This is a genomic window from Paenibacillus sp. LPE1-1-1.1 (genome assembly GCF_040676435.1).
Classification (GTDB): Bacteria; Bacillota; Bacilli; order Paenibacillales; family Paenibacillaceae; genus Pristimantibacillus.
Map to the genome: position 1 here is coordinate 898973 of NZ_JBEGHY010000023.1, position 26045 is coordinate 925017.

33 protein-coding genes are annotated in these 26045 nt (G+C 49.5%); 6 read left to right on the plus strand and 27 right to left on the minus strand.

Translation table 11 applies throughout. From position 1 onward, the window contains the following. Positions 1–127 precede the first annotated feature (127 nt). The 17 genes from MRBLPE1_RS20880 to terL form a co-directional block, all read right to left on the minus strand. On the minus strand, positions 128–511 hold the full coding sequence (locus MRBLPE1_RS20880; protein WP_364149040.1) for a phage tail assembly chaperone: 384 nt from the start codon (positions 509–511) through the stop codon (positions 128–130). A gap of 110 nt (positions 512–621) precedes the next feature. Then, positions 622–1062, minus strand: a complete 441-nt coding sequence (locus MRBLPE1_RS20885) for a phage tail tube protein (protein WP_364149042.1) — start codon at positions 1060–1062, stop codon at positions 622–624. A gap of 13 nt (positions 1063–1075) precedes the next feature. Beyond that, positions 1076–2119 carry a phage tail sheath subtilisin-like domain-containing protein gene (locus tag MRBLPE1_RS20890; protein WP_364149043.1) on the minus strand — a complete coding sequence of 348 codons (1044 nt, stop codon included), beginning with the start codon at positions 2117–2119 and terminating at the stop codon, positions 1076–1078. Positions 2120–2131: 12 nt separating this feature from the next. Beyond that, a complete protein-coding gene (locus tag MRBLPE1_RS20895) occupies positions 2132–2575 on the minus strand; it encodes a hypothetical protein (protein WP_364149044.1) in 444 nt (147 codons plus the stop codon). Continuing rightward, the gene (locus MRBLPE1_RS20900; RefSeq protein ID WP_364149046.1) at positions 2565–3047 is read right to left on the minus strand and encodes an HK97 gp10 family phage protein; all 483 of its coding nucleotides are present in this window, start codon (positions 3045–3047) and stop codon (positions 2565–2567) included. Before MRBLPE1_RS20900 ends, MRBLPE1_RS20895 begins: the two co-directional genes overlap by 11 nt. Further along, entirely contained in the window at positions 3047–3364 is a 318-nt protein-coding gene (locus tag MRBLPE1_RS20905) for a hypothetical protein (protein WP_364149048.1), read from the minus strand. Before MRBLPE1_RS20905 ends, MRBLPE1_RS20900 begins: the two co-directional genes overlap by 1 nt. A gap of 1 nt (position 3365) precedes the next feature. Then, positions 3366–3764, minus strand: a complete 399-nt coding sequence (locus tag MRBLPE1_RS20910; protein ID WP_364149049.1) for a hypothetical protein — start codon at positions 3762–3764, stop codon at positions 3366–3368. 17 nt (positions 3765–3781) lie between these two features. Then, positions 3782–3997, minus strand: a complete 216-nt coding sequence (locus MRBLPE1_RS20915) for a hypothetical protein (RefSeq protein ID WP_364149050.1) — start codon at positions 3995–3997, stop codon at positions 3782–3784. Between the two features lie 65 nt (positions 3998–4062). Further along, a complete protein-coding gene (locus tag MRBLPE1_RS20920; protein ID WP_364149051.1) occupies positions 4063–5151 on the minus strand; it encodes an SU10 major capsid protein in 1089 nt (362 codons plus the stop codon). 67 nt (positions 5152–5218) lie between these two features. Beyond that, positions 5219–5914: a scaffolding protein gene (locus MRBLPE1_RS20925; protein WP_364149052.1), complete on the minus strand. Its 696-nt coding sequence runs from the start codon at positions 5912–5914 to the stop codon at positions 5219–5221. Positions 5915–6026: 112 nt separating this feature from the next. Then, positions 6027–7115: an SGNH/GDSL hydrolase family protein gene (locus MRBLPE1_RS20930; RefSeq protein ID WP_364149053.1), complete on the minus strand. Its 1089-nt coding sequence runs from the start codon at positions 7113–7115 to the stop codon at positions 6027–6029. Positions 7116–7128: 13 nt separating this feature from the next. Continuing rightward, a complete protein-coding gene (locus tag MRBLPE1_RS20935) occupies positions 7129–9198 on the minus strand; it encodes a fibronectin type III domain-containing protein (RefSeq protein ID WP_364149055.1) in 2070 nt (689 codons plus the stop codon). 17 nt (positions 9199–9215) lie between these two features. Then, the gene (locus MRBLPE1_RS20940) at positions 9216–9536 is read right to left on the minus strand and encodes a BppU family phage baseplate upper protein (RefSeq protein ID WP_364149057.1); all 321 of its coding nucleotides are present in this window, start codon (positions 9534–9536) and stop codon (positions 9216–9218) included. Next, positions 9536–9661, minus strand: coding sequence for a hypothetical protein (locus MRBLPE1_RS20945; RefSeq protein WP_364149058.1), 126 nt, complete (start codon positions 9659–9661; stop codon positions 9536–9538). Before MRBLPE1_RS20945 ends, MRBLPE1_RS20940 begins: the two co-directional genes overlap by 1 nt. Next, on the minus strand, positions 9654–10472 hold the full coding sequence (locus MRBLPE1_RS20950) for a phage minor capsid protein (RefSeq protein ID WP_364149059.1): 819 nt from the start codon (positions 10470–10472) through the stop codon (positions 9654–9656). Before MRBLPE1_RS20950 ends, MRBLPE1_RS20945 begins: the two co-directional genes overlap by 8 nt. Then, positions 10469–12034 carry a phage portal protein gene (locus tag MRBLPE1_RS20955; RefSeq protein WP_364149060.1) on the minus strand — a complete coding sequence of 522 codons (1566 nt, stop codon included), beginning with the start codon at positions 12032–12034 and terminating at the stop codon, positions 10469–10471. Before MRBLPE1_RS20955 ends, MRBLPE1_RS20950 begins: the two co-directional genes overlap by 4 nt. Before the next feature lie 23 nt (positions 12035–12057). Beyond that, positions 12058–13818: a phage terminase large subunit gene (gene terL, locus MRBLPE1_RS20960; protein ID WP_364149062.1), complete on the minus strand. Its 1761-nt coding sequence runs from the start codon at positions 13816–13818 to the stop codon at positions 12058–12060. A gap of 85 nt (positions 13819–13903) precedes the next feature. On the opposite strand from terL, the gene MRBLPE1_RS20965 reads away from it, so the two are divergent. Beyond that, positions 13904–14326: a hypothetical protein gene (locus MRBLPE1_RS20965; protein ID WP_364149064.1), complete on the plus strand. Its 423-nt coding sequence runs from the start codon at positions 13904–13906 to the stop codon at positions 14324–14326. Between the two features lie 8 nt (positions 14327–14334). On the opposite strand, the gene MRBLPE1_RS20970 is transcribed toward MRBLPE1_RS20965, so the two are convergent. The 7 genes from MRBLPE1_RS20970 to MRBLPE1_RS21000 all read right to left on the minus strand — a co-directional run bounded on the left by MRBLPE1_RS20970 (position 14335) and on the right by MRBLPE1_RS21000 (position 20753). Then, positions 14335–14775 carry a phBC6A51 family helix-turn-helix protein gene (locus MRBLPE1_RS20970; RefSeq protein ID WP_364149066.1) on the minus strand — a complete coding sequence of 147 codons (441 nt, stop codon included), beginning with the start codon at positions 14773–14775 and terminating at the stop codon, positions 14335–14337. A 1256-nt stretch (positions 14776–16031) separates the two neighbouring features. Further along, complete coding sequence (locus tag MRBLPE1_RS20975) at positions 16032–16937, minus strand: hypothetical protein (RefSeq protein ID WP_364149068.1); 906 nt, start codon at positions 16935–16937, stop codon at positions 16032–16034. Continuing rightward, positions 16937–17311 (minus strand): hypothetical protein, encoded by a 375-nt coding sequence (locus MRBLPE1_RS20980; protein WP_364149070.1) that lies wholly within the window; start codon positions 17309–17311, stop codon positions 16937–16939. Before MRBLPE1_RS20980 ends, MRBLPE1_RS20975 begins: the two co-directional genes overlap by 1 nt. Positions 17312–17387: 76 nt before the next feature. Further along, a complete protein-coding gene (locus tag MRBLPE1_RS20985; RefSeq protein ID WP_364149072.1) occupies positions 17388–17897 on the minus strand; it encodes a hypothetical protein in 510 nt (169 codons plus the stop codon). 50 nt (positions 17898–17947) lie between these two features. Beyond that, positions 17948–18874: a hypothetical protein gene (locus MRBLPE1_RS20990; protein ID WP_364149073.1), complete on the minus strand. Its 927-nt coding sequence runs from the start codon at positions 18872–18874 to the stop codon at positions 17948–17950. A gap of 49 nt (positions 18875–18923) precedes the next feature. After that, positions 18924–19766 (minus strand): phage antirepressor KilAC domain-containing protein, encoded by an 843-nt coding sequence (locus MRBLPE1_RS20995; protein WP_364149075.1) that lies wholly within the window; start codon positions 19764–19766, stop codon positions 18924–18926. Between the two features lie 60 nt (positions 19767–19826). Then, a complete protein-coding gene (locus tag MRBLPE1_RS21000) occupies positions 19827–20753 on the minus strand; it encodes a DnaJ domain-containing protein (RefSeq protein WP_364149077.1) in 927 nt (308 codons plus the stop codon). A 494-nt stretch (positions 20754–21247) separates the two neighbouring features. On the opposite strand from MRBLPE1_RS21000, the gene MRBLPE1_RS21005 reads away from it, so the two are divergent. Then, positions 21248–21439, plus strand: a complete 192-nt coding sequence (locus tag MRBLPE1_RS21005) for a hypothetical protein (RefSeq protein WP_364149079.1) — start codon at positions 21248–21250, stop codon at positions 21437–21439. Positions 21440–22097: 658 nt separating this feature from the next. Here the strand turns inward: MRBLPE1_RS21005 and MRBLPE1_RS21010 are convergent. The 3 genes from MRBLPE1_RS21010 to MRBLPE1_RS21020 form a co-directional block, all read right to left on the minus strand. Then, positions 22098–22400 (minus strand): hypothetical protein, encoded by a 303-nt coding sequence (locus MRBLPE1_RS21010; protein ID WP_364149081.1) that lies wholly within the window; start codon positions 22398–22400, stop codon positions 22098–22100. Positions 22401–22671: 271 nt separating this feature from the next. Then, on the minus strand, positions 22672–23013 hold the full coding sequence (locus MRBLPE1_RS21015) for a hypothetical protein (RefSeq protein WP_364149082.1): 342 nt from the start codon (positions 23011–23013) through the stop codon (positions 22672–22674). 105 nt (positions 23014–23118) lie between these two features. Continuing rightward, positions 23119–23361 (minus strand): hypothetical protein, encoded by a 243-nt coding sequence (locus MRBLPE1_RS21020; protein ID WP_364149084.1) that lies wholly within the window; start codon positions 23359–23361, stop codon positions 23119–23121. 169 nt (positions 23362–23530) lie between these two features. Between MRBLPE1_RS21020 and MRBLPE1_RS21025 the strand changes: the two genes are divergently transcribed. The 4 genes from MRBLPE1_RS21025 (at position 23531) to MRBLPE1_RS21040 (ending at position 26038) form a co-directional block, all read left to right on the plus strand. Next, positions 23531–23755, plus strand: coding sequence for a helix-turn-helix domain-containing protein (locus MRBLPE1_RS21025; RefSeq protein WP_364149086.1), 225 nt, complete (start codon positions 23531–23533; stop codon positions 23753–23755). A gap of 280 nt (positions 23756–24035) precedes the next feature. Then, positions 24036–24158 (plus strand): hypothetical protein, encoded by a 123-nt coding sequence (locus tag MRBLPE1_RS21030; protein ID WP_364149087.1) that lies wholly within the window; start codon positions 24036–24038, stop codon positions 24156–24158. Positions 24159–24174: 16 nt separating this feature from the next. Then, positions 24175–25494, plus strand: a complete 1320-nt coding sequence (locus MRBLPE1_RS21035; RefSeq protein WP_364149089.1) for an FtsK/SpoIIIE domain-containing protein — start codon at positions 24175–24177, stop codon at positions 25492–25494. Next, the gene (locus tag MRBLPE1_RS21040) at positions 25475–26038 is read left to right on the plus strand and encodes a replication-relaxation family protein (protein WP_364149090.1); all 564 of its coding nucleotides are present in this window, start codon (positions 25475–25477) and stop codon (positions 26036–26038) included. Before MRBLPE1_RS21035 ends, MRBLPE1_RS21040 begins: the two co-directional genes overlap by 20 nt. Positions 26039–26045: the final 7 nt, after the last annotated feature.

The following is a 26045-nucleotide window of genomic DNA, read 5'->3' on the forward strand; positions in this document are numbered from 1 at the left end:
AGTTGATGCGCCATCGACTCGTAAGCAAAGCGTTTATGTTTCGTTTCCCATGCGTAGACAACGTGTGGCGGTATGTGATGCCGCTGAAAGATGACGTGCAGCAAATACGCCTCGTCGTCCGTTTCTATTAGTTTGGGAAGTCGATCTCGTCGTCGCCGAATCCGCTGATTTGCAACGTGCTTTCTACAAGTTTCACAATCTCGCCGGCCAGTAGCGCTTTCCGTACGCAATCAGCCGCGTCTTCTGCGCCGTAGTGTTCGATCAACGTGCGATCAGCAAAGTTCGGCTCAATGCACGCTTTTGCGATCATTGCCGCGTTGAATAGCGAATTGTCTTGGCGCTTTCCGCCCTTGCCATCGCCGAATGTGCACTCCGTTTTAACGCGCTCAATCTCCGCCTCCGTTAATGCTTTTAGCGTAAAATCGACGCCTAGTCTGCGGATTGGTACGTTTTTCTTAATGTCTGTGCTCGCGCCAAGTAGCGCCTGCAATGCGTTCGATTTCGTTGTCATATATTGATCGCTCCATTCGGAATTGTTTTCGTAGTTAAGCGGAGTACTGCGCATCTACTCCGCGGATAAAATAAAAACGGAGACAACCCGTAGGCGCCTCCGTCATTTCGTTAGTTGTTGCGTAGCTTATCCATGATTTGGTAGCCGGTAAATGTGAACGGAAACTCGTTCTCGACCATCGCGCCGACTTCCGATGTGATAAGCGGAATGCTATCGAACGTTACGCCTTTGAGACGTACGCGATATGTGCCGCCATTGTCCGGATCAGTTACGGAATAGATGAGCTCCGTTACGAGCGCGGATTTTGTGTCGTCCGTGCCCTGTCCGATTCGCTCGATAAGCTCGGACGTTACGAGATATCCCGTAAAGTCTCCGCTGCCGCTAATACCGGTAATTTTCTTACCGATCCAGCGTGTGCCCGCGAGCATGATGTCTTCCTTTTCGAACTCGACCGTCGCGTTAACGGTAGTAACATTCGTAAGCCAATTGCCGTCGGCATCGAATAGTTTACCGAATCGTCCGCTGATAACCTTCGTTGGGTCCATCGTCATTTATTGCGCCTCCTTATACGTTGATTGTGAAGAAGATGCGTTCCATCGAATCGATCTCAACGTACGAAATCGCGAGAAACACTTTATCGCCGACTGGCGGATTATTCGGATCAAGCGCTACGATTGGCGCTTCGAGAACGCCGTTATCTTCGAGCGTTTCGAGGTACTTCGTTACCGCTGCGATAAGAGCTGCGCGACCGTCCGCGTTGTTCTGTAGGCGTCCGATAAACGATTCGTCAGCTTTCGTCGAGATATCGTCGATGATCGCCTGCCGAGCGCGCGTTGCACGGATTTTCTTACCGGATGTGACTACGCCTTGTTCGATCTTAACGCGCTTGCCATCGTTCGTTAAAACGAGTGAGCCCGCAGTCAGCGCGGAATTTGTCTGCGCGTTGGATAGGCGCTTCGTTACGTCGCTCGCAGTAGTTGCCGCGTACGTAATCGACTCGTTAATGTTAGTGCCCGCGATCAAGCCGGCAACAAACGGTGCGTATGCGCTGGACGTATAGCTCACGCCATCAACAATCGCGCCGTTAATCACGTTGACAATCGCATCGTCCGCGTTAAGTGTCGTCCGCGTGTTGCCTGCCGTAGGATCAGCGTCCGTAGTCGCGTCGCCACCGATAACGAGCATGAACTGCTTGCCGTCAGCGCGATTCGTAGTCACCCACGTTTTCAGCGCCGCGTGCTCCGTGGTGTTATAAACTTGCGCGACGAATACGTTGAAGAATTGCGTATCAAAGCCCGCGCGCATAGCCGTATAGTCTCCGGCCACTGGCGATGCTGGCAACGTGTAAACAATCACGCTCGATGCTCCGCCCTGGAACGCGAGTTTAATCGGAAGTGTGTTCGCGCTACCGAATAGTGCGTCCGCCGCTGCCAACGTATCGACCTCGTAATATTTGCTGACCGTTGCCGTACCGCTGTACGTGCTAAGTCCGAGCGCAACTACGCCACGTTCGCCGCCCGTAATAGCAGCCGCGGCCGCCTCTACGAAATTGATATAGACGCCTGGACGTATCGGTAGGGATTGTGGTGTCCATGTTCCTCCGCTCAATGTAAAGCCCCCTTATATTTGCGTATTAATTTCCGTTCTGACCTCGCCAATAAGCGGTGAAGCCACTTGCGTCCGTTCCTCTCGTACATGCGTCTCCATCACGCCAATGCACGCGTAGAGATCGCCTTCCGTTTGGAATGGCGCGGAATAAGAAAACGCCCCAACACGTATGAACCGTGCGGAGGCGTTTATCGGAATCTGTTCGGTTTGGTAAATCGCGCGACTAAGCGTATCCATCTTCGTTAGTACATCGGACGGAGCCGATCCGTAATAAACGATTTGATACGTTCGCTCTACGCGTATAGAAGTGTGCGTCTCATTTGCGCGACCATCCGTAAGCAGCCGTATGACGAACGTATCTGCGGCGGGCTTTTTCGGCACCGTCTGCTTATACGTCGTTGACGGATAGAGTCCGCGGATGAACGTTTCGACCGATTGTAACTCGTTAACGACCACGGAATCCCCTCCGTCTCAGCGTGCTTTGAATCTCGCGCTCAATGTCGGCCGCCCATTTCTCCGCGTTCTCTTCGAGTGGCTTATCGATGAATCGCGGTATCGTGCCGGGCGTCGTCGGGTCCTTAAACGTTTCGCCGTGTTTCTGCGGATACTCATCGTGTAGGTACGCGGCATAATCGAAGCGACGACCGTTGCGCGATTCGATAACACTTGCGGAAATGGTTCCGGTCATCGTTTCGCCGCGATCGTCAATCTCCGTTTTAATGTTGCGCCGAAGCGTACCGTACTCCATCGGAGCCAAGTCGGTTGCCTCGCGTTTCCATTCGTCGAGTACGTCGCCGGTTCCGATGCGCGAACCTTCGTCGATCGCGTCTTCGAGGCGCCGTTGATAGCCGCGGAAGAACGTACCGATTAGGCGCTGGCCCAACGATGTGCGTCCTCCGAGATCAACCGTTATGCGATTCGATGCCATTACACGAACACCTCCGTTACGATTGCGCGTCCGTTCAGCATCCGTTTAGGCTCGATTTTTAGCGGCTTTCTCGCGACTGTCACGTCTAATTCGTTCGTATACGTAATTACGTCGTCGTACGATATGTCCGCTAATTTATCGAGCGTTATCCGGAGGCTGGTCACCGCTTCCTCGCCGATTGAGTTCGTTACTACTTTCGTTTCTTCCGTGACGCGCGCCTTATACGTAATCTCTTCGCCAGGCGTCGGTTCGGCCCATCCGTCTAGTGCGCCGGCCTTCGTAACCGTGACCGTTTGTTTCATCGGAATAACCGGCACATTACACCACCGTCCATTTCGCGGCGCGTTTCGATAACTTGACGCCATTTTCTGCGCCTATAAGATCGAGCGCCACCTGCGGTATGAATTGCGCCGGATCAACGTCGGGCCCCGAAACTACGCCGTCCTTGAACCCGAACGATGCCGTACCGGTCAGCGCGAATTGATTAACGCCTTGACGCGCCAGCTTATTCGTATCGTTAAATGCCGTTGCCAGCACGTTTGCAAATTCGTATGTCGCGTTATCAGGTATCGTATACTTCGGATATTTACGGCTTAGCGTCAGTCCTGCGACGTTTAACAATCGTTGTTTACTCGCGTCATCGGCGTCCGTCCAATCCTCAATCACGATACAGTATTGCGCGATATACGCCTCTGCGTCTCCTATATTGACCGCCATTTAGCGTGCCTCCTCCGTTATTTTGCGGAGGACTTACGGGCCACTGGCGCTTTCGGCGCGGGCTTTTCCTCCGGCGTGTCTATTCGTACAGCGTCGGTCATTACGTCCAGGACCGCGATTTCTGCCGCGTCATCCGTAGAGTATAAACCGCCGCTAAATTTGCGATAATTTCCGTCAACGTAAAATCCGAGCTCTTTGTAGCGCGGCGCTTCGTAAGTTACAATCTGATTCATCGTAATACCTCCGTAAAATAAGACGCGCAGTTGTTACGCTGCGCGCCCGTTAGATTCCGTTAAGCTTACGATAGACCTTTCAGGCGACCATGCGCTTTTTCTTGGAGGAGTTCGAGTGTATACTCGCCTACGATCATGCCGGTTGTATAATCGCCTTTAACTCCGAGATACGTATGACCGAAATCGCGTGTTTGCAAAGGACGTACTTTCATACGGTTAGAATCAACCATAAGCAGCTCATCGGACGCGAGGTTTTGGTTAAGAACGATCTCGAATTGACCGAAGTCAGTTACGATAAGATCAACGACTTGACCACGCGCATTTTCTCCACGAGTCAATTGGATTTTGTTCGCGTCAGTAGCGGACAATGCGATCTTTTGTTTCGCCGCGACCATGATTTTATACACTCCGCCGGTAGCGAAGCCGCCTGCGTCGTATACGCTTTGTGCCAACGTATTGATTGCGCCGATAGTAAGAGCTCCTCCTACGTTCGTCACGTTAGTCGTAATGAATTGACGAATACCTTTCATTTGGCGGACTTGGCCGTTTTCGTAAGATACGCCGTTGATTAATGCTTTTTCGAGTTGAAGCGCAAGCTCTAGCTGTTTCTTTTGCTTCTCGTACTCGTACAGATTGTCGATTCCATATTGCGCAATTGCTTGAGCAGTACCGGAAACCTCAATCGAATCATCGAAGATTTGCGTAAGGTTCGACTTACGTACGCGCGCTTTGTAACGAGCAGCACGAGCATCAGCACCCTCAGCGCCTTCAACGAATAGGAACTCAACTTTAGCGCCGGAAGCTACGGCAGCCGCGGTAGTCGATGCGTAACCACGCGTTACAGTCAACGTTTTAGTACCCGTATTGATCGCGGAAACATACAGCAACTCTTCACCGATTTTGATTACGCTACCTACGCGGAAAGGTGTTACGTCAGCAACTACGATATCAGTCGCGCCGATAAGTGCGGATGCTGTAGTAGTCGTTTCGTCTGCGAACATTTCGTCTTCATACCAAATGTGCTCTACCGAATTAATCGGATCACTGAACCCAAGTACATTTAGTAATGGAGTTTGATGCGGGTTAAGTAGCAAAATCTCGTCTACTACTGACTCGCGTTTACCGATTAGAGATGCGTTATAAATCTTTGCCATAATATTAAATCCCCCTGTAAATTAGTTTTTGGGCAAAACAAAAAGGCCCAACTGCTCGGCCTCTGGATTATTTATTCAGTTCTTCTTTAAGTGCCGCGTAAGCCATCCGGTCTTCGATTTTACCGGTTCTGCGCGCCTTCTCCGCTGCCTCCGCGATTAGCTGTTCCTTCGTCTTATCCGGTTTCGGGTCGCCACCGCTCGGTCCGCCAACTTGACGCGGTTCCTTTTTCGGCGCCTCCGCTAAATACGGTTTCGCCGCAACTAGCGCTTTAATAACGTCCTCGACACCGGTCACGTTGCCTTCCTCGTCGACTGCCGCGCCTGTTAAATCCGCGAGCTTATACGCGTCATCTAGCGCATCAGCACGGATACCGGATTCCTTCGCAAGCAAACGGAACTCCGTACGGATGATACGTTGATTCGCCGCGGTTGTAGCCTTCGTTGCCGACTCGGTCGCTTCCGTAGCCTTACGTGTAGCTTCGTCACGCTCCGCTTGTAAACGTTCCTGCTCCGTCATAGCAGCAGCTTTGCGCGCGTCCTCTTCCGACTTCAAACGGTCGCGTTCCGATTTGAGATCGTCGTAATCCGCGTACTTTTTGCGTTCGCGTGCTAGGCGTTCTTCAATCTTCGCGTCGAATTCGTCCTGCGTGAGTTCGAGTTTCTTCGGTGCTGGCGGATCGGCTGGCGGGTCTTTTGGGTCCGGGTCTTCCGCGAACATTTGAAGATTGAGCGTATGTTTATACGTGCGTTTAATTGCGTCCATATTGCGTACCTCCACCGTTTAAAGGCCGTCGCCTATCGTTAAGTTCCGTAGCAGTTTAACGTCGTGTACGTTCGGACAACGTAAAAAAGACACCTGCGAAGGTGTCCGTAAATTAACCTTGATACTGACGAATTGCTCCGCAGACTAACGTTGCAACGCGTTTCTGACCGTCCGCCGTCCAGTGAAGACCGTCCGTCAAATACGTTTTCTGATTGACTTCGTTATACCCCATATTCGCATACATGTCGATTACCGGAAGGTTATAAAACTGCCCGATAGCCTTTACGTCGTCACCGTAATCCTTTAATCCGCTGCGTAATGTAGTGCCCGTCGTATCCGTCCATGCGCGCGGCGGAGTCATGAGCAGAATACGCATTTTCGGATTTTTTACGAGCAGTCCTTCGATAAGAGTTTGGTACGCGCCAATAAACGTATCTGTGTTAAACGCGGAGCCTACCGGTTGTATTGATCCGCGCGTAACACTTCCGCCTTGATCGTTCGTACCGCCCATTATCGTACAGAAGTCCGTCGTAGCGATTACGGTATCTTTACCGAGCCACATACCGGAAGCACCCGACATCCGCTTGCCCGCGACTGCGAGATTCGTAATTACCGGAATATAATACTGTTCGCGTACGTTATTCCACCACGAATTACCTTGCGTTAGACTATCGCCAATCAACGTCCACTCACCGATCGCAAGGTCCGGACGGTTATAAATACGCCCACCGCGTACGCCGATTTGGTTAAGTGGATACGCCATCGGAAATACATCCGTGCCCATAATACCGAATATCGGATAGCCCGCGTGAGCTGCGATGTTTGTTGCCGTTACGAGTTCGATCGAGTTTGCGTTAAGAACAACGTAATAAAACGTCGTAGTCCCCATTTCGGCGGTAAACGTCTTCGATCCCGCGGAAAGAGTAAACGCAGAGGAAGCGTTCCACAAATTAAACATAGTAAATGTAATCGTCTTCGCGATAAAATCTACCGCGAATTTAACGTTACCTCCCGTAATAAGCTTTGAACTACTTCCGCTGCCTCCGCTGCCTGGCGGTCCTTGAATACCTTGTGGTCCTATCAAAGAATCAATAAACTGTTGCTGTGTTCCTACGTTTCCTAGGTCAATCCAAGTTTCATACGCGCTTTTACCAGAACCCGCGCCGCCTTTATTTGGAGGTGACCATCCGAGTCGTTCCATTAGATCACTCCTCCTATTTTAGCGCGTTATAATTCTGCGTCCGTTCTAAAGCGGTTAGAGCGCGGTTATAGTACGACACGTTTTTGAATACGCCCAATTGACCCGTTTTGCCGACTGTAAGAGACTGCGCCGAAGTCGTGCGAACAATGTCAGACGTAAGAATGGTAGCCGAATGAATCATAACGTCATCGACGTACAACTTAATCGTCGTTCCTTCACGTTCGAATACAATGTGGTAGAACTTCGCAAGGTCTGCATAGACACCCGTAACAACCGAAGGATTCCACGCTGTTGTACCGTCTGCTTTCGTACCATATAGTGTGCCAGCGATTTTGTTGTCAAACTGCCATTCTAATTTAACGACGTTATCAGTTCCGCCAACAACCCATCGCGCCAGCAACGTATTCGCAGCGTTCGCGCCGTTCATAGTCGGATCGAACGTTATGACCGCTGTGAAATCACCCGTACCGCTGAAGTAGTTTTCCGGATTAGCGATAACCGTACCGTTCGATACGTTCTCTGCGAAGTATGTCCGCGATGCATCCGCTACTGGACCGCTCGGAGCCGCCGCTGCAGCCGTAGTCGCCGTTACCGTCACGGCCGTCGAACGATTACCCGCGCCATCAATCGCTACCAAGCGGAATGTATAAAGCGTCGATGCGGTACGCCCCGTCACCGTATACGTCGTCGAACTCGCGTTAACAACCGCACTCGCTACGGTAAAGTTCGTACCGTCCGTTGAATACGCGACTTCTTGCGCGACAACATCGCCGGAGCTCGATAGCGTCCACGTTAATGGCACCGTTGTTTCCGTAGGTGTGCCCGCGGTCAGTCCCGTTACCGGATTCGGTGCGGTAGTATCCGCCGCAGCGCTAGTCGTTACGTTAACCAATGCGCCGGTCGCTTCGTTATCGGACGTATCGCGCGCTTTAACCGTAAATGTATACGCTGTGCTCGCGGTAAGGCCCGTAACGTTATACGTCGTGCCCGTTACCGTAGTAATCAGCGTTGCGCCGTTATATACGCGGTAATCTTTTATGTCAGACGCGACACTAGCGGTCCACGTTAATGTTACGCCGGTTTGCGTTAATGCGCTCGATGCGAGATTGGTCACGTTAGCAGGCGGCGTAACATCCGCAGGTTGTGCGTTAGTCGATACGGTTACTGAAGCTCCTGTCGCAACGTTAGCCGAAGCGTCCCGCGCTTTAACGGTAAACGTATATAGCGTCGATGGCGTCAATCCTGTTACGTTGTATTGCGTGCCGGTCACCGTTCCAAGCAACGTCGCGCCCTGGTAAACTTCGTACGAAGCTACGTCAGATGAGCTCGATACGCTCCATGATACGGTCAAACTGTTATGCGTAAGATTCGTCGTAGTCACGTTCGTAACATTAGATGGCGGCGTTGTATCGACCGGAGTCGCTGCGGTCGTAACCGTTATCGGCGTTCCTGACGACGCGTTACCCGCGGCATCCTTCGCTTTAACCGTGTACGTATACTGCGTTGCTTGCGTAAGTCCTGTCGCGTTAAATGTCGTCCCCGTTACGCTTCCTACTAACGATGCGCCGCGGTAAACGTCATATCCCGTCACCGCTACGTTATCCGTTGCGGCCGTCCACGTTAGCGTTAAGCCCGTTTCGACTACGTTAGATGCTACGAGATTCGTTACGTTGCTTGGCGCGATCGTGTCGGATGGCTGCGTAATAACCGGTGCCGCTACGTATGACTGTAACGCCTCTGCGCGCCATGGTCCGGTGCTAGTTACGATGACCGACGTAAACGGTCTGAAGCGTCCGCTGTACGATTCGCCCGCCTTTACTACGCGTGATTTACCGTGAACACTTAGCGTTAAGTCGACGGTGCCGTCGTTTACTATAACGATTCCGTCCATTTCCGCGGTGAACTCTTTCGTAAGGCTACCGCTGGAACTAAACGTTTCTTCCGCGACTTCAACCGGTGCTTGCATACGATATGCGCCGCCGGAGCCTTTAACGATGTCCCAATCGCCTATATCTTCGTTCCAATATTGCGGGGCCGGCTGATTACCCGCCTTTTTTAAAGGTTTACTTGCGTCATATGTCACGTTACGTTTTCACTCCTTTACGACAAGTCTGCTTCGATATTTATTTCGATATATCCCTTATTCGGAAACGTTTCTACGCCACCGTCCGGATACGTCACTTCAAATTCCGCTTTCATCGCGCCTGTCTCCGATGTTTCCTCGCGTGTGAACACGAAGGCCACTACGCCATTTTCCGCGTCGAGAACTTCTGCAGGGCGCCCAGCGATTACCTTACCGTACTTCGCCATTGTAAACTTAACGGAAGCTCCGGTAAGATCAACGAGCGCGCCACTCGGACTTTTTAACGTTGCCTTTACGGCAGTTCGCGTATCATGACGCTTAATGTTTAGCGCCGCCATTATCTCACCTCTTTCCGTTCAGTTACGGGCTGTACTGGCGCAACAAAATACGCAAGCGTTTCGATCTTGACTAGCGTAAATACTGCGCGATTCATCGTAGGTTCAACGCTGATACTCTTATCCACCGTCTCGTACCTCCTTCGGCCGTCTAATCGGAGATATCGTATGCCTGCAGTTAGGATGGAAAATCTCTCGCCGCGGCAAGTCGCCTATAAACGGATAGTCTCCGGGCGCATCTCGCGTTAGTTTAATCGTCCGGCCTTCCCATTTCGCGCAGCCGTCCGTCGCACCATGCCGCGATATCACTCCGTAAAGGACACCGCGGTCGAGTGCTTCGTTAATTGTCGCGTCGTTCGTCGTCTGCATGAGTTTCGTACGTGTCACCATATCAACGTACGTTTCAACTTTCCAGCGCCGTCCACCCGCATCTATAATCGCGTTATCCACCGCGTCACCGAGTTCCTTGCGTATACGGTCCGTCGTCTCTGCGTTAATCGTGCGTCGTCCGTTTACGCCGTTACTCATATTTGCGCGCATTGATTCCGCGATTGCTTTACGTATGGCGGCTTTCGTACGCCGATCGATATTCTGCGTGACCGCTAGAAGGTCGGCGTACGTATCTTCCGTGGCCGCCTCGACCATTTCGCTATTTGCACGATTAAGTGGCGGTACATCATCGCGTTTACGTCCGATGCCGAGCGCATCCAACGCACGCCCTACGCCGTCACGCGCCGCCTTCGGAAACAAACGGTCGACCCAACCGCGCGCCTTATTACGTAAGCCTCCGAATATGCCGCCGATCTTTTTTATCGTTGCGTTTGCGCCGGCATTCGTAAGGTCCATACGCTCGACCTCGAGCCGAATATCGTCAACGGCGTCACCGAATGACTGCGTAATGTCCTTTACGTCATCTTCGAAGTCCGGCGGCTTTGTCATACGCTAAGCACCGTACTGTCTACCGTGCCGTTAACGCGCGTGGTATCGTCTTCAATACGCGTCATGATTTCGTCAGCCTGCGTATCGTCGAGTCCGTCCAAGCGCTTAATCGCGGATTTAACGTCAATCGTAGCGAGGCCGCCCGTACGGATGTTATAAACCTCGGCTTCCGCTTTATCATCGCGCGGTACTCCGTCATGCCACGTAATCTTCGGGTAAACTGCGTCGTACTTTTCGAAGCCTTCTACGCCATCGTTCGCGACGTTTTCGAGTTGCATAGCCGTCCATAGCGCGTCACGTACCGCGCGGTCAACGTGGTTACGAATCCGCGTTACCTTCGTCAGAATCGGCATGAAGCGCGCTTTGATGGCGCCGCCGTCCGTATGTGACGTGCCGCTGCCGCCTTTATCGGACGAGAGCGTTGTGCCGAAGAGCCATTGCGGCGTTTCCGACATTTGGTACAGGATGCCGAGTAAAACGTCGAGCTCCTTAAACGCGGCTTCGAGTTGACCTTCCCACGTCATATATCCTGGCGTCGTGTCGTCCTTTGTTACCGGTATATATTTACCGCCCCAGCGTACGCCGCCATTATCTTCCGCATCAATGTCGGGCCCGTAGGCAATCGGGTCCGCGTGCTTCCACAGAATATAATCGATTTGTACAAGCCGGTCGTTTATCGCGGCCAATACGGATTCGACTTTCTCAACGCCGCTAATGCCGCGCCAGTCGTCGTCCGTCGTTTTATACGGTATGTGATGTACGAGTAGCTGCGGTAAGCCCGTCGCTTCGATATCGGAGTCGCGACCGGTTGCCACGCGTTCACCAAGTAAAAACGTCATCACCGGATATCCGTAATCGTTAATAACGCCGGACTCCGTCGCTGCATAGCGTTCGTATACGATATAACCGGGAACGTGACGCTCAACGTTCAGATACGGTACTTCGCGCGTCTTGCTACGTGTCAGCGCCGATTCTAGCGCACCCGTCCGTTCTTCGACCCATTCAATCCACGCGATATTAACCGCGCTGAATTTCTTGCGGCTGCCTCGCGATAACTCCGGAAATACAATCGCGGCGTCGACCGCTTCGATTATCGGTTCGGGCTCCGCGTCTGGTAACGTAATTCCTTCGTACTCGCCCGCCAGCTCGGCCGTTTCGCTAACGTCGGCACGCGCAGCATAGTACGTCTTCAAGAACGAGTCGCCGCGGTAGCCTGCGCCAATTACGGCCTCGTGTATCGTCTGCGTAAGGTCGTTCTCTTCGACAATTTCGTTTAATCGCGCTTGCTCCGTGCTATTGCCGGCGCTTCCGCTTTCGAACGTAGGCGGCTCCGATACCATAAGGTCGGCCGGCTTCGTTAACAGTACGTCGATTAAGTTGACCGCGATAAATAGCGTTTTAAGCTGCGGCTCGTGCGGCGTTCCCTTAAGTAAATCCGCGGCCCGATCGTATATCTCCGCTTGCTTACCGTTAAAAATCGTCTTACCGCGATAATACTTCGCGATACGTTCGATTTCCGATGCAGGCGGATATTGCGCACCAGTAAAAAATAACTTCGTCAAATACCCGTCCTCCTCTCGTGTAATTAGCGGTAGAATACGGAAGGCTTATTCCGTACAACCTTCTTCGCTCGCGCTACGTTTTCAACCGCGAGTTGTAATGCGTCTGCCGAGTCGATATAGTCGCCATGCGGATATTGCGCCATCTGATCGAGGAGCATCGTGTGTGAACGGTTGAAAATTAACGTCTTGTTATGACAAAGAGGCTCCAACGATTCAATGCGCTCCTCCTTACCGGATTTGTGCGACTTGACATCGTTGAGCCTCGTGCGTGTAACGCCTGCTTTACGTAGTGCCTCTTGTAATTGGCGATAAAATTCGTGCTGCGCGTTTATTGTCTCGACGCTGAATACGTTGTGCCGCCATTCCTTTATGCGGCTTACGATGAGGTCGATATAAACATGTGGCTGCTCTTTTGACGCGTATTCATCGAGTACGAAGATGTGACCGGTCTTTTCGTAGCGACCAACCGTCAGCACCGCGTTATAACAAGACCGCGCGTTCTTACCCTGCGCGATATCCCATGCGCCGCTAATCGTTAACTCTTCGACGGGAATACGTAAATCTTCGTAACGGATGAATCTGCGTTCGCCTACGTATTCGAAGCGATAGTAACCGTATTGTTCCGGGAAGAAAAACTGCTCGTCTTCGCTGAACGCTAAGTTACGGAACTCCGAGTTATATGCGCGCGTTCCCATGTTGAATTTCTCGTGCATGAGTAACCGGTATGTCCACCGCCAAGGCCACGCAAGTTTAACTCCGGATTCTAACGCTTCCTTATTCGCTTCATAGAATGCGTCGACTTCCGCCATGTCATCGGTTCGTCCGTAAATTTCGAGATATTCGTCCCATAATTTCGGATTATCCGGTTCGCTTATCAACGCGCCATGAAACGACGACTTGAAATCCTTACGTTTCAGTACATGATTTAAAAGACCGGTCGCACTAACCATCGTACCGACAAGTATAATCGCGGTTGATTTCGTTCCGATCGGTACAACAACGGAGTTAAACCAATGAACGAGCTTTTCGCGCGCTTCCTTCGTTCCCTCATTGTTCGTTGACGACGGATCATCGACGATAACTAAGTCCGGCCGATACGAACCGTGTCGTTTACCACGCAATTGTTTACCGGACGATGACGCTTCGACTAACGCGCCGGAAAGCGTAATAAAAGCCTCTTCGTTATCGCGTTCGTTCTGCGTATTACGTTCATGAAGCAGCGGACCAAAGTCCTCCCGCAATTTAGCGTTAAATTTAAGTTGCTTATTGACCCATCCGATGAGCTTCTTAGCGAGCCCGTCCGTTTCGGATATAACGAGCACATATCTCCGCTTGCGAAACGCGATTTGATGCAGCGGAAAGGCATTCGAGAACATACCGGACTTACTGTGACCCCGCGCTGCTGCAATCGCCAGGCGCGCGTTACGCTCCGCGTGGTCTACGTAATCACATAAATCGAAGAACTCACGGTGAATCGGCGCAATGTTTTCGAGTGCGTCATGTTCCGTCCCGTCTTCACCGTGTCGAATTACGTTATCTTCATTCGTAGGGTTACCGCCGTCTGACGTGTATTCGTAAGTGAAGTATGCGACATCTACTTCTGCGCGGTGTATGCGTACTAAACGTTTAAGCTCCGCAGTGTCCGCGAGTAGTGTATCGAGCTGATAGTCGTTAATCGTTCCGTCCACGTATAGCTTCTTCAATTTATGTACACGTTGGGAGATTAAGGTGATACGCTCAGCGCGTTCATCACGATAAAGCCATTTATTATTAATGAATGCCAAGCGCTATCGCCTCCTTTTGCTTGTCTAATATCTGAAAGTGTTGTAACATTGTGTTGTTAAATATTGTATTATGGGGGAAACTTTTATGAAGTATAACGAATGGATTCAGTGGGTCGAGGGATTCCCACTTGGGAAGCAAATACTAATGAATATTACCTCTATTATCCCTGAAGGTACAGAAAAAGCCGTACTAATCAATGTTATCGATCAAACCGAAAATCTTTCTGGAAAACTGCTTATAACCGACGAAACGAACATAATATCTCTTGAATACGTTTTAAGGTCTACAGAAAAAGAACAAGGCTGTAAGGTAGATTACCGTAAAAAAAGTGATATTGTTAAAAAGAGCGTCGAACTAAGCGAAGTGAAACCGAACTGGGTAAGTGAACACTTGTATTCATCGTTGATTTGTAAAATTGACTTCGCTAACGGCGAAACAATAATATTGAACAGTGCAGAGTTTAGAACTGATTTCAAGGAATTCCACAATACTATCATCAGCATTTAACCCCTACTTCAGGGGTTTTCTTTTTCTGTGAGCAATTCGTCCAACTCAGCGAGTTCCTTCGCTATATCTTCGTTATCTCGTCCGCCGCCTACATCCTTCGTTTCGATAACCGCGTGCGCTGTGATTAAGCCCTCACGCCTCATAAACAAGTCGATCGCCTTTACAGAAGGTTGAGAACCGTCGATTAGCTGTATTAAACGTTTGTATACGATAGGCCGCTTAGATGCGAGAAAATCGTCCGCGATCACATTAACATACTCAATAAACGCTTTATTCTGCGTACGCCACTCGTAAAGTGTGTTGCGAGTTACGCCAGCTTCCTGTGCGTTTACTTCGAACGACTTGCGTTCGGTTTCCGGTGCGAATTCACGTTCGACACACGATAACGCTGCTACTCGCTGGCGGCCGTCTAAGCGTGATTCTAGTTGCTTCCGTTTCTGTGCGCTCATATTAGCGCCTCCTTTACGTTGATTTCACGTCAAATAAGTGTCCTAATGCGTAAGAGGTACGAAACTACCTCCTAACGCCTAGGACGCCTTAAACGTGGGTAAAATACGGGAAGAATCGCATACCGTGACCTTCCGAGTTCAAAAAATTGTGCGCGAGTTATAAACAGCAACTGAACACATACCGCATACCGTCTTGGGGGTCACGCACTTCACCGCGTTAAAGTATTACGCATGAAAAATGCTTTATTACGTTAAAGCAACGCAGATAGTTACGTAAAATCGAAAATAGTTTCTTTAGCACGCTAAAGTGCATAAACGCTGCATAAAACGGCCGCCTTTTCGGGAAATAACCCGTTCTCATCGCGCTGAGAATGGCGTAACCACGCGTTTTTTCCGTTTATGCATAACGAATGTATAATCCGACCGTTTCTGATGCCTCCTGCGCGCCCCAAGAACCGCATAACGGCGCGGTTTACAGCGTATGTCAAGGCGTAGTACTTTACGTCAAAATACGGCATTTGTGAATATGTCGGACGCCTATCCGTGCATAAATATTCACGTATGAATATCGTATAAAACGCTTGACAACGTATCGATCGTGCGATTTGCGTGATTGTTAATATAACGCTAGACAAACGCAACCGCACGTCATTCTGACCCCGTGAGTTTTCGCGTGTCCTCCGGTCAGAGGCGTCCAGCAATCGTACCAGACGGTCTATACGCCTCATCTACGTATCCTATCGTAAGCCCCGCCGTTATGTCTCGCTTCATTATGTAGCGCCTAAAACGCGTATCAAATACGTAGGTTACATTACCCGCGGTTGCAGACAGAAAATTACGTTAACACAGCGGTACCGTACGATCGCTTTTATTCGTCAATCTCCGTTTGTATATACGTTTGCTCACGAACAGTTTAAAAACTGAACGCGAGCCTAAGTGCCTGCCGCGGCCATAAACCGGCCTTGCCCTGACCGCGTCAAGTTCTTACGCGTCCAGCATTATTGGTGCATGAGGACTTGGTCGCGGTATTTGACCAATCCGAAATGCTATCTCTTATGTTCGCGCCGGATTTACAAATCCAACGGGAACAATACGTTATAACGTTAAGCGGTGTTTATACCGCGCTATCTCTAAGAATAAGAGGACGTAAAGCGCAAAAACGCCCATATCCCGCGTAGCTCTAAGCGCGAAGGCACTTAGCAACTATGCAGTATATGAAGCGGTTTTGCCCTTTGCTGTGCAGTATATGAAGCGGTCTAATACGGAAGCTCGGCGCCGTCGAGGTCGATAATACCGTCCCGCTGTTCATCCGCGCTGAGCGTTTGCCTGAACTCTTCGCGCACAAACTCCGTATACTCATCATGTTCAAAACGCGGTTTCTTACGGTACATTACGTCCGGATTCATGCGTATAATACGTGCTCCAAACGCTTCTGCTCTCATAACGAAGCCGGCCGACATTAATTCGTGCATACAACGTAATGCGGTAATGTCATCGACTCCGACTTCTTTTGCGAAGCGTGTCTGCGATAAGTGACGAATATCTTCTCTGCGCCTTACATTCGGATTACAACACAAGTACATGTATTCGTAGTGAATATACGGAATCATTTTGTATAGTAAGCCTGCAGCCTGGATCGATACCTTCGCTATATCCGTACGTGTCTTCGTTTGGTAAACGCGTGTAAACGTTGTTCCTTTAATCGCCTGGCCGATCGTATGATATTCCGCTGACACGTTGTAGACGTTTCGCTTGCCGTCTTTCTCCGTTACCAATACGCCGACACAAACTAAGCCGCCAACTAACGTAACGGTCCAGCGGTGCGCCTTTCCGATGGCACGTGCTATCTCTTCGATGCCCATCCGTTTGGTTCCGTACCTTAGCTCGCCGTTGCATTCGAACCGCATATATGGAATCAGCTTCATAATCGCGCCGATTTCATTAAGATTTAAAATATCGTTTAGCTTACGTACGGGCCCGTGATAAGAAACAACGTATTTGCGCCCATCTCCGGCTGCTTCGATCGCTGCTTTGCGTCGGTAACCCTCACGGATAGCTTCGCGTTGTTCGTGGCTTCTAACCTCGTATTCCGCTTCATCAACTATCGTTAAAGTGCGTCCATCGTCGTCATGATACGTTTGCTTTCCGAAAGCTTGCGACATTAGTACACCTCTTTCGCGTAAAACAACCGACTTTTCTTCGCGCGAATGGCGTCTTGGACGTGATGCAGCGCAAAGTAATAGTTAATTTTGCGCTCTCGTGCGTTGCTTGTCTGCATGAATTGATACGCAATTTTACGCGAAAGGCCGATTACTTTTTCGGATTTTATCCGCTTAAGCGCTACTGAGTCTACTGCGACATCTACAAAACTTTCAATCATCGGGAATACATCCTCGAAGCCCCAACGCGACGTAAATGCGGTAATGAGCTCTTTGCGACGATCACAAAAAAGGCCTACCGCGTTACCGTTCAAGTCCTTTGTCTCGCTAACCGTGTGCGTCTCGCTACAAAAACGGCAAAATGAACGTTTTGTCATCGAATAGCCTCCGTTTAATTTGTATTTGAGTGTAAAGCGGCTGCGGAATCGCGTCCACAACCGCTCACTTTTTAGACTAAAACCGTACTTTAATCCGTTTTCGATCGAACTCCGCGTCTATGTCGAATATTTCAACCGCTTTTTTAACACGGCCATTCAACGCAATGCCATCAGCACGTAAGCCCGCTTTCTCGATGGCGTAATTGTCCGAAATTGACTCGTACTTTTCTGCTCCAGTTAGAACGGTTCGTCGTTGGTCATCGCTCTCATCGTAGACCGGATAGCTCTCATATTCGTAACCGGTGCGTATCCATTCATTAAGCCTATCGATCTGTATTTGTTCCGGCACTTGACCGGTTATATATTCGTAATAGCCTGCTAAGTCTGTGGCTGCCGCTCGCTTCTCCGCCATTGTTGCAGTAACTGTCACAGCAATATCGACGGCCGAACGTAGTATGATTCGATTGTCTGCGCCAGGCGTAAACCAACCGTTCCACACATAGCCTTTATTCCATATGTCTACCATTGTCCGCGAAGCTTGCAGTACTTCTTTATGGTTTACTTGTTTTGTAGTTGTCTGAATCATTATCCCTCATCCTCCCAATAATCAAATCAATATGCAAAAGCTTGTATGTTCTAAGCAGTCTTTTTGCGAATTTTGGCCGCGATTCTACTAATCGTTCGTGAGAATACGGACTCTTCTATCCCCAACTTGTCCGCGATATACCTGTTTTTTATCCGGTAATTTCCGCCTTCAGTGACTTTGTACTCGCTCATGTTGTCCTTATCACTGTCGCCCTCCACGATTTCTCGGACACGTTCGAGAAAAGAGCGCTGACTTGCTCGTAGTGCTATTATCGCGTCCACGTCAACGACGTCAGTTCCGAAGATAATTCGCCATGTCTTCGTCTCTTGCGGTTGAACATATACGGCTTTAAACTTGCCTTCACTGTCTCGCCTTCCTAACCGTCGCGTCCCGTTCTGCTCCATTTGAAGCCGGATATATTCGGAACGGAACGCTCGGTTAACGTAACTGACGATCTCGCGCTCACTTTTCGTCACGTCGACACAAGATAATGCGTATTCCAGTGCGGGCACTATTAACGATAACTCTATGTCACTCACCGCTTCCTCGTACGCAGGGTCGGCCGCAAATCCCTCACGGATATAGCAGCGGCGGATCGCGCTAAGTAAGCCTGCAAAAGCGACAGGACCGAGATAATCCCGTATTTCCGCGAGATTTTCGTCTACATTTCCGAAATCCGGCTTATCGTAGATGTCGATCCCAAGTCCTTGTCGTATCCCTCTGCGGAAATAACTCAAATCATCCGGATCGAATTTATCGCTAATCGTCCGCGAATACTTCGCTGTTCTGAGTTTTCCTCCAATAAGTACGTTGATAAACAACGCAATGTACATCGCATGTTCCGGGTACTCAATGCCGCGTTTCAGCATGTGAAACTTAATGCGCATATAATCGCGAATGATTTCGATGATAGAACGGTCGCCGTCCGACTGAAATCGCGCCACCTGTTCGCGAAACTTATCGTTATCTTTTAACACGTTATCCTATCCCTCCTCTTCATATTGCACCGTTTAAATGGTAGTTATTTTATATAGGAAGCGACAACGTTAAGGTTACGGTTTGCTGTTTCTGCGCGGTCGGACGTTTACGCCTGCGGCTCTTCTTCGGCTTCCCGCCTGGTTCAATACCTCTTTCCGTAAGTAATTCGTGAATGAACAAGCGACCTCTCTGCGTCCATTTGGTATAAACCCGTGTTCCTCCGCTCTCATTGACAAACGTTTCCGATTTAGAATAACCGTTTCCTACGTACGCGGATTTCAGTACCCACTGGTTACCTGATTTGTATTGAACCCCCGCGTCCTTTAGTATTTGATTGAGCTCGGCAGGCCCTAACCCGTAGTCCTTCGCGATTTGCGTAACAGAGAGCGCGTCATTCGACCGCAGAATTGAATCGTAATACGATATTTTCGGTGCTTGTACGAGAAGCAACGTTGCTTGACGCTGTGTTTCGAGTTGGAGCGCTTGTCTTGTCTCCTCTTCCTCGATCCAACGCTTTGCACGCGCAACACGATCGTCGATAGCATAAGACGGTACGGCGAGAGCGTTGTAGCCGCCAGTTTTACGAATTGACGGGAGAACTTCGGAAGTGACCCATTTACGGAACCCGCGAGCTTGCGGTTTGCGGCTACTGAGGATCAGCGAGTATAGACCGGACTCACTTACGGCTGAAAAGTTACGTCCCTGGCTGCCATCATTTAAAATGAGGTCAGTCCTCTCGTCAGCATCTAGTCGCGTTAACGCCTGACCTACGTTGTTCACTTCTAAAATCGTACAAACGTCCTTCGCTATGAACCACGGCTCGCTTCCTACCATTACCGTTCTAACCGAATTTCCTGCGTAAATGAATACTTGCTGAAGCTGCTGATTCATTCGTAATCCCTCCGCGATTTTTATTTAAATGTATATAAAGCGGCCAATAACCGCGTTTTTTTAGTAATCGCTTTTGTACGCTTCCCATGCTGCGTTGACGATTTTGAATAGCAATTCCGAGCCGCCCGTATCCGGATGAACCTTCTGAACCAACGCACGATACTTCCGTCTGACATCCGCGTCATTGTCGCCGTCCCATACGCCGAGTATTTCGTAGGGGTCGATCGTAAGACCGCTAAGCGGTTGCCTATTCGCTGGCTTCTTGTATGTACGGACGATTTCGGACGCCTTTTTCCCACCGTCGACGTCCGCCAGTATATCGGTATAGTGCTCGGTGAATATGCGGCCGGATAGTTTCGAGGCTACGTTTAGCATCGAGTTCATTACTACGCTCTCTAACTTGGCGACCCGTAACGCAACCGCCAGCGGCAACCCGTATAAAATGTCGCGTTTGTCCTGGTCAATCGTGAGCGCTTCGAATGGATTCGTAGATACTCGCGAAGCCGGCGGGTCCTTTTCCTTTTGTTTCGGCTTAACGAGGTCGGCACACTCTCGGTAGCTACGAATTACGTCTCTCAACTCGACTATCGTCATGCTCTCGACTAGTTTAATCTCGCCGGTACTCGGCACTACTTGTTCGGCTTGTACGAAAACGACAGGATCGATAGCCGCCGGCAACTTCGTCATTTCGAATAACTTCGTCGCTGCCAAATGCGACATCAATGTCGGTTTTCCGAACATGTCCGCCACTTTCATATACCGTTGGGCCGTACGCTTTTCGATCCCTATTCGACTTAGCCATGGAGTCCATTCGCCGTGTTTCGTATGGCTTACCTTTACGAACGTGAGCCGCTTGCCGATCTCAATAACCGCGCGTCCAGTAGCGATGTCCGCCGTATCGATCGTGCCGAGGTAATTGCATATCTCCGCCTCAATCGTTGGGAGATCGGTTGAGAATACGTTTGACTGCCGCTTTGTCTGCGTCATAATGCCGTCCTCCTCCTTTAATGGATAATCTGCAGCCTATACGTTTGTAATGCTGACCGATCGCTTTCTGCACATTTTAGTGTGGATTAATTCGTCTGGTACTGCTTTAACGATGGCCGATACGATTTCGCACAACTTTCGCGCCCCTCTACATAAAAAGTCGCCAGCCGAATCTATCTCGCACACTTTCGCACACATTGGCGCAGATTATTTTGGCTTATACGTGTATAGTCGTTTGCGGACGTATTTCTGTACACATTGGCGTGAATTAATTTCGGCTTATACTGTATTACCAAACGCCAACGCTATTTCGCACCTTTTAACGATGAATTAACGTTTAGACTACGTTTTCATTATTTCCGTCAACTGTTTTTAGAAAAAAACTTGCCTTTCCTTATACTTTTGTTATATAATAAAGATGACGATACTTTATCGTTTACAACTCCCTTAAGACGTAGTATACTTACGTCATAACTTAAGAGGAGTGGTTAATTATGCCGAAAAATCACGGAAAGCCTTATACACTTACAGAAAAGCAGTTGTTAGATCAAATTGCATCTGGACTCACTGACAAAGCACACATGTACAGGAAAGCTGATACAATTGCTGAACAGATGGAGCGTACAATTGTTGCCGTCTGCAAGCAACTTGAACTTAGAAGAGGCTGGTACTGGGCCGCTAGATAACGTACTCCCCTAACGGGGAGTTTTTTTTATTCCACGGCTTCCTCACCGCTCTGTTAACGCACACCGTCTCTTGGCGCAATGATCACGCCAGCGGTTGCGTACTTGAAAGTCACTGAGTTAGGCGTGTATTAATTTCGTCTTATACGGTATTACCAAACGCCGATTACTTTCCGTACAATAGCGCCGAGTTTTTTCAGTCGTATTCCGTATTATCTAAGGTAACTTCCCGACTCGCACACATTACTGAGTTACGTCCCCCCTTCGCACATTCAGTTTTGAATTTAACTCCTACATAATAGTAAGTACATCCTATCGCCAATATGGGACATGACTATTTTAACTTCCTACTGATATTACCCGTTCTGTTTTCAAAAACTGGGACATATCCGAAACAGGATTTCACTTCCTATTAGTTATACCCCCCAAAAATACCCTAAGTTGGTACATGGCTGCGTTACGCTGGCGATTATTTTATGCTTAAACTTTTTCTCCTCTCACAATAGATACCTATCGATACTAAGCAAATCGGTACAAAGCGACCAAAAATTATTTAAAAACTTTTGAAACTAAGAACAGACGTTCTCGTATTACACCATATAAAACAAAACGCCCAACAACGGAGTCCCATCCGGTGTCAGGCGCGAAATGTACATACGTTTCAAACAGCGGTCGCAAGCGGCTCCAACGTTTTACCGGCCACCCATAACGCGAAGGTTAATGCAGACGCCGGCATCGTAGTCAGATCAATCTCGTTATCTGACGGAAGAATAATATCGCATAAAAGGCCTAAATCGTCGTACAGACCGGTTCCCTCCTCGGACGGCCCAACGGAAACAAAGTACAGAGTACTAATACAAGGAACGACCGCAACGCCAGGCGCGATAATATATCCGTTCTCGATCTCGCGCTCAACCTCACCGGTAATAAAATCCTCGATATACCTTACGATTTCTACTTTCACTCCGCATCTCTCCTCGTTTTAAAATAGAACGCCGTCGTTACGTTGACTATTGGCGTAGGCAATTAACGACGGCGAAGGCATTCGATCACGGTTGCCGCCATGACCGGTAAAGCGCGCTAGGTAGCGATCCCAACCGTTTGCAGCCGGCGGGCACTAGCGATATAAGCGGTTACAGCCGCCAGGGTGCGGACAAAAATACATACGGAATAACACGCTCAATAAATTGGCGTAGATTAAACGGTTACCCGCGACCATCGCGCCGACCAGGGCGCTAGGTTTCGTCCAATATGGACTCTTCAGGCGGAAACATTTCGATATCAACTCCGTTTTGAACCAAAACCGTACATACAAACTCGAAGCCGTCCATACCGCGCAAGTTGGCGTATAACTCCGCGATGATTTCCCTATCGTCGCGAATGACATTCTCCGAAAGAATGACGCCTATACCTCCGGAGCACGTATCATAATCGCGAACAGTAACGTGTTGAAGCCAAAGCTGACGATGTGTGGATGAAACGTACATAGCGATTCCAGGCGCAACGAGAAAGCCGCGATCGATGATTGCTGATCCGCCGGGCTCAAACGGTCCATTAATGACAGTAATCGGCTTCATCGCGACATCAAGCCTCCAACGAAACCGGATAAGAGTTCGGCACAAAGCGCACCAATAACGCGAGCGATTAAACGGCCACGAACGGTGCGACGACGGACTTGTGGGTTAGGCGCTGATTGTAACGCGAGAATCATTTGTGCTCACCTCCTCGCGAGAAGGAATAACGCCTAACATACGGAGTTGGGCGTGGTCGATCGAGGTACTGCCGAGTGTAGTACGTGGATTAATATCGAGTAGTTTGCGGAAATACGGAGCTTGTACGACCAGGCTGCGGCCAGTCGAAAGTAAAGTAATATGTGCAAGGTGATCCGGAGTGATGACGTAGCGAATCGCTGTTTGGCTAGACATATTTAAAACCTCCTATGATTATGGTAATATGTACTACATAGTCGACTTGTCCGATAATCAACTTATCGACATGTCAACATCCTGACACTCAACCTAATTAGTATATTATACCGCTATTACCAGTATGTCAACATCCTGACAAAATCTTTTTTATGAGGTGCATTAATATATGTCGAAGAAGCCCGAAGTCAAATGCCGACTTGGCGAGATTATGGAACAAAAAGGTCTTACGAACAAAAAAGTGATCGAGTTAACCGGTGTTAGTCGTAACACAATAACTTCACTTGCTGCAGACGCGACAAACCGAATCGATTATGAAACTCTCGCTAAATTATGTAAAGGCCTTGACGTAACTCCCGGCGACTTACTCATCTACACACCTTCTGAAGAATAACGACCTTATCGGGTCGTTTTTTATTTTGTGCAGATTGTCAATTTGTTGACATATCGACTACTCGACATTCATATCATTTACCATTACCACGGAATCACCCGCGGAACGCTCCACAACTCCTTCCCTTTCCGGCCAAATAACGTATTCCGCTTGACGTACCTTGCCGGCAATGTCCGCGGACTATTCCGAACCGCGTACTGTCGAGGTTAAAGCACGTACGCAAGTCTTCCGTAACGTAGGAACTATCCTATTGGATATCTAAGAAAAGGAGGTGGCGCGTGTGTGGCGTTTACTGATTGGATTTGTAGCCGGTGTTTTGTATGGCGCGATAACTACTGTCGAGGTACCTGACGGCGTTGTTGCGGAGGCAGCCGCGCTTCTAAAATTATTGTTTTTTCATTGAAAGGCGGTGACCGAATTTGATACTCGAAATTGCTTCCAGCGTAGCCATGAGCGGTGTTTTAGCGTACACATTCCTCGATAAAAACGGTACGACCGAGGCGAGCAAAATACAACGCATAGCGAACAACTGCGGCCTCCACGTTCGCGAGGACGGCAAACAACGGACGATTCACTTATTACGGCGGAAACGTCATTCCTGGGGCGTAGAATACGTCTACCGCATACCGCTCGGTTTAGCGTTCGCGGACGTTCAGAATAAGAAGCAGCATATCGAGGACGGACTTAATCATCGACGTGGGCTATTCGATATAACGCTGACCGACATTAAAACGCTGCGACTACGCGGTGACATTAACGAGCAGATCAAACGGCTGCTTAACGGGCCGAAGCACCGCAAGGAAGTATTGATGGATTACGACGGCACATTAAGAATCCGCATTTATCGCGAGCCTCTTCCGGAAATAGTCCCGTACGATGACGGCACGATCGGCAAATGTAGCGGATGGATGGTATGCGTCGGCGAATCGCGCGAGGGAACGGTTTATCACGACTTCGATAAGATACCGCACTTAATCGTAGCCGGTACGACGCGTTACGGTAAATCAGTATTCTTGAAGAACGTCATAACGACGTTAATCGGTACACAGCCGGACGTGGTTTGCTTTACGCTTCTGGATTTGAAAGGCGGATTAGCCTTTAACCGTTACAGTAACGTGCGCCAGGTTAAAAAAGTCGCCAAGAACGTCGACGAAAGCCTAGAGGCATTACGCGAGATTCATACGGAGATACAACGGCGCCAAGCGGAGTTTCTTGCGAAAGGATACGAGGACATCAAAGAAGCGCGCATGAAGCAGCGTCATTTCATCATTGTTGACGAAGCCGCTGAACTCGCGAGTCAAGGCGAGCCGGACACGAAGACTAAAAAGAAGAAAATCGAGTGTGAGCAGATTATCGCGGAGATTGCGCGTATCGCGGGAGGCCTGGGCTATCGATTATTATTCGCGACTCAATATCCGACAGCAAATACGTTACCGCGCCAGGTAAAGCAGAACTGTGACGCGCGCCTATGCTTCCGAATCCAAACGGATACGGCGAGCCAAGTCGTATTAGACGAAAACGGCGCCGAAAGCCTTCCGTTAATCAGAGGCCGCGCTCTATACCGGACGGACCGTATGCTGCTCGTTCAGACTCCGTTCATAGAGAACGACTTTATCGACAAGACGATCGGGCCGCATATCGTCATTAAACCTAGAAAGGAGCTGCCGAAAAAAGATGGACATTCAGCAAAAGAAACTCCATCGGCAGGAAGCTATTCTCTTGTCATTGAAGAAACTTGATTATCTCGCCCGCAATCAACTGCAGCGCATCCACTCGCTCTCCGGTGACCGTAACGCCAGAAGGATATTAGATAACTTGAAGCCGTACGTATCAACTTTCCGCGGCGAGAACGGCGAGAATATCTATTATTTAAGCAAATCCGGCCGCGAGCGTGTTGGTTGCGATGTTGTACGTAATAAAACGAACCAAGCCGGCCACTATTTGATGCGAAATGACGCGTTCATATACTACGCCGGTAATGAGGATTGGAAAAACGAGGTCAAATTTACCGTCGAAGGCGTTCTTACTCTGATACCGGACGCGTATTTCCGCCACAATCAACGGCGCCATTTTCTTGAAGTCGACCACCTGCAGCATCAGCACAAAAACCGCGAGAAAATCGATAAATACCGCAAGCTCTCCGAGACTGGCGTATTCCAGCAGAAATTAAAATACTTTCCGCGGTTAGTATGGGTAACATTGACCGAAAGCCGAAAACGCCAATTACTCGAATGGTGCGCAGGCCTCGACGTTGTTGTACACGTATGGAAAGATATAAATTAGGAGGCGT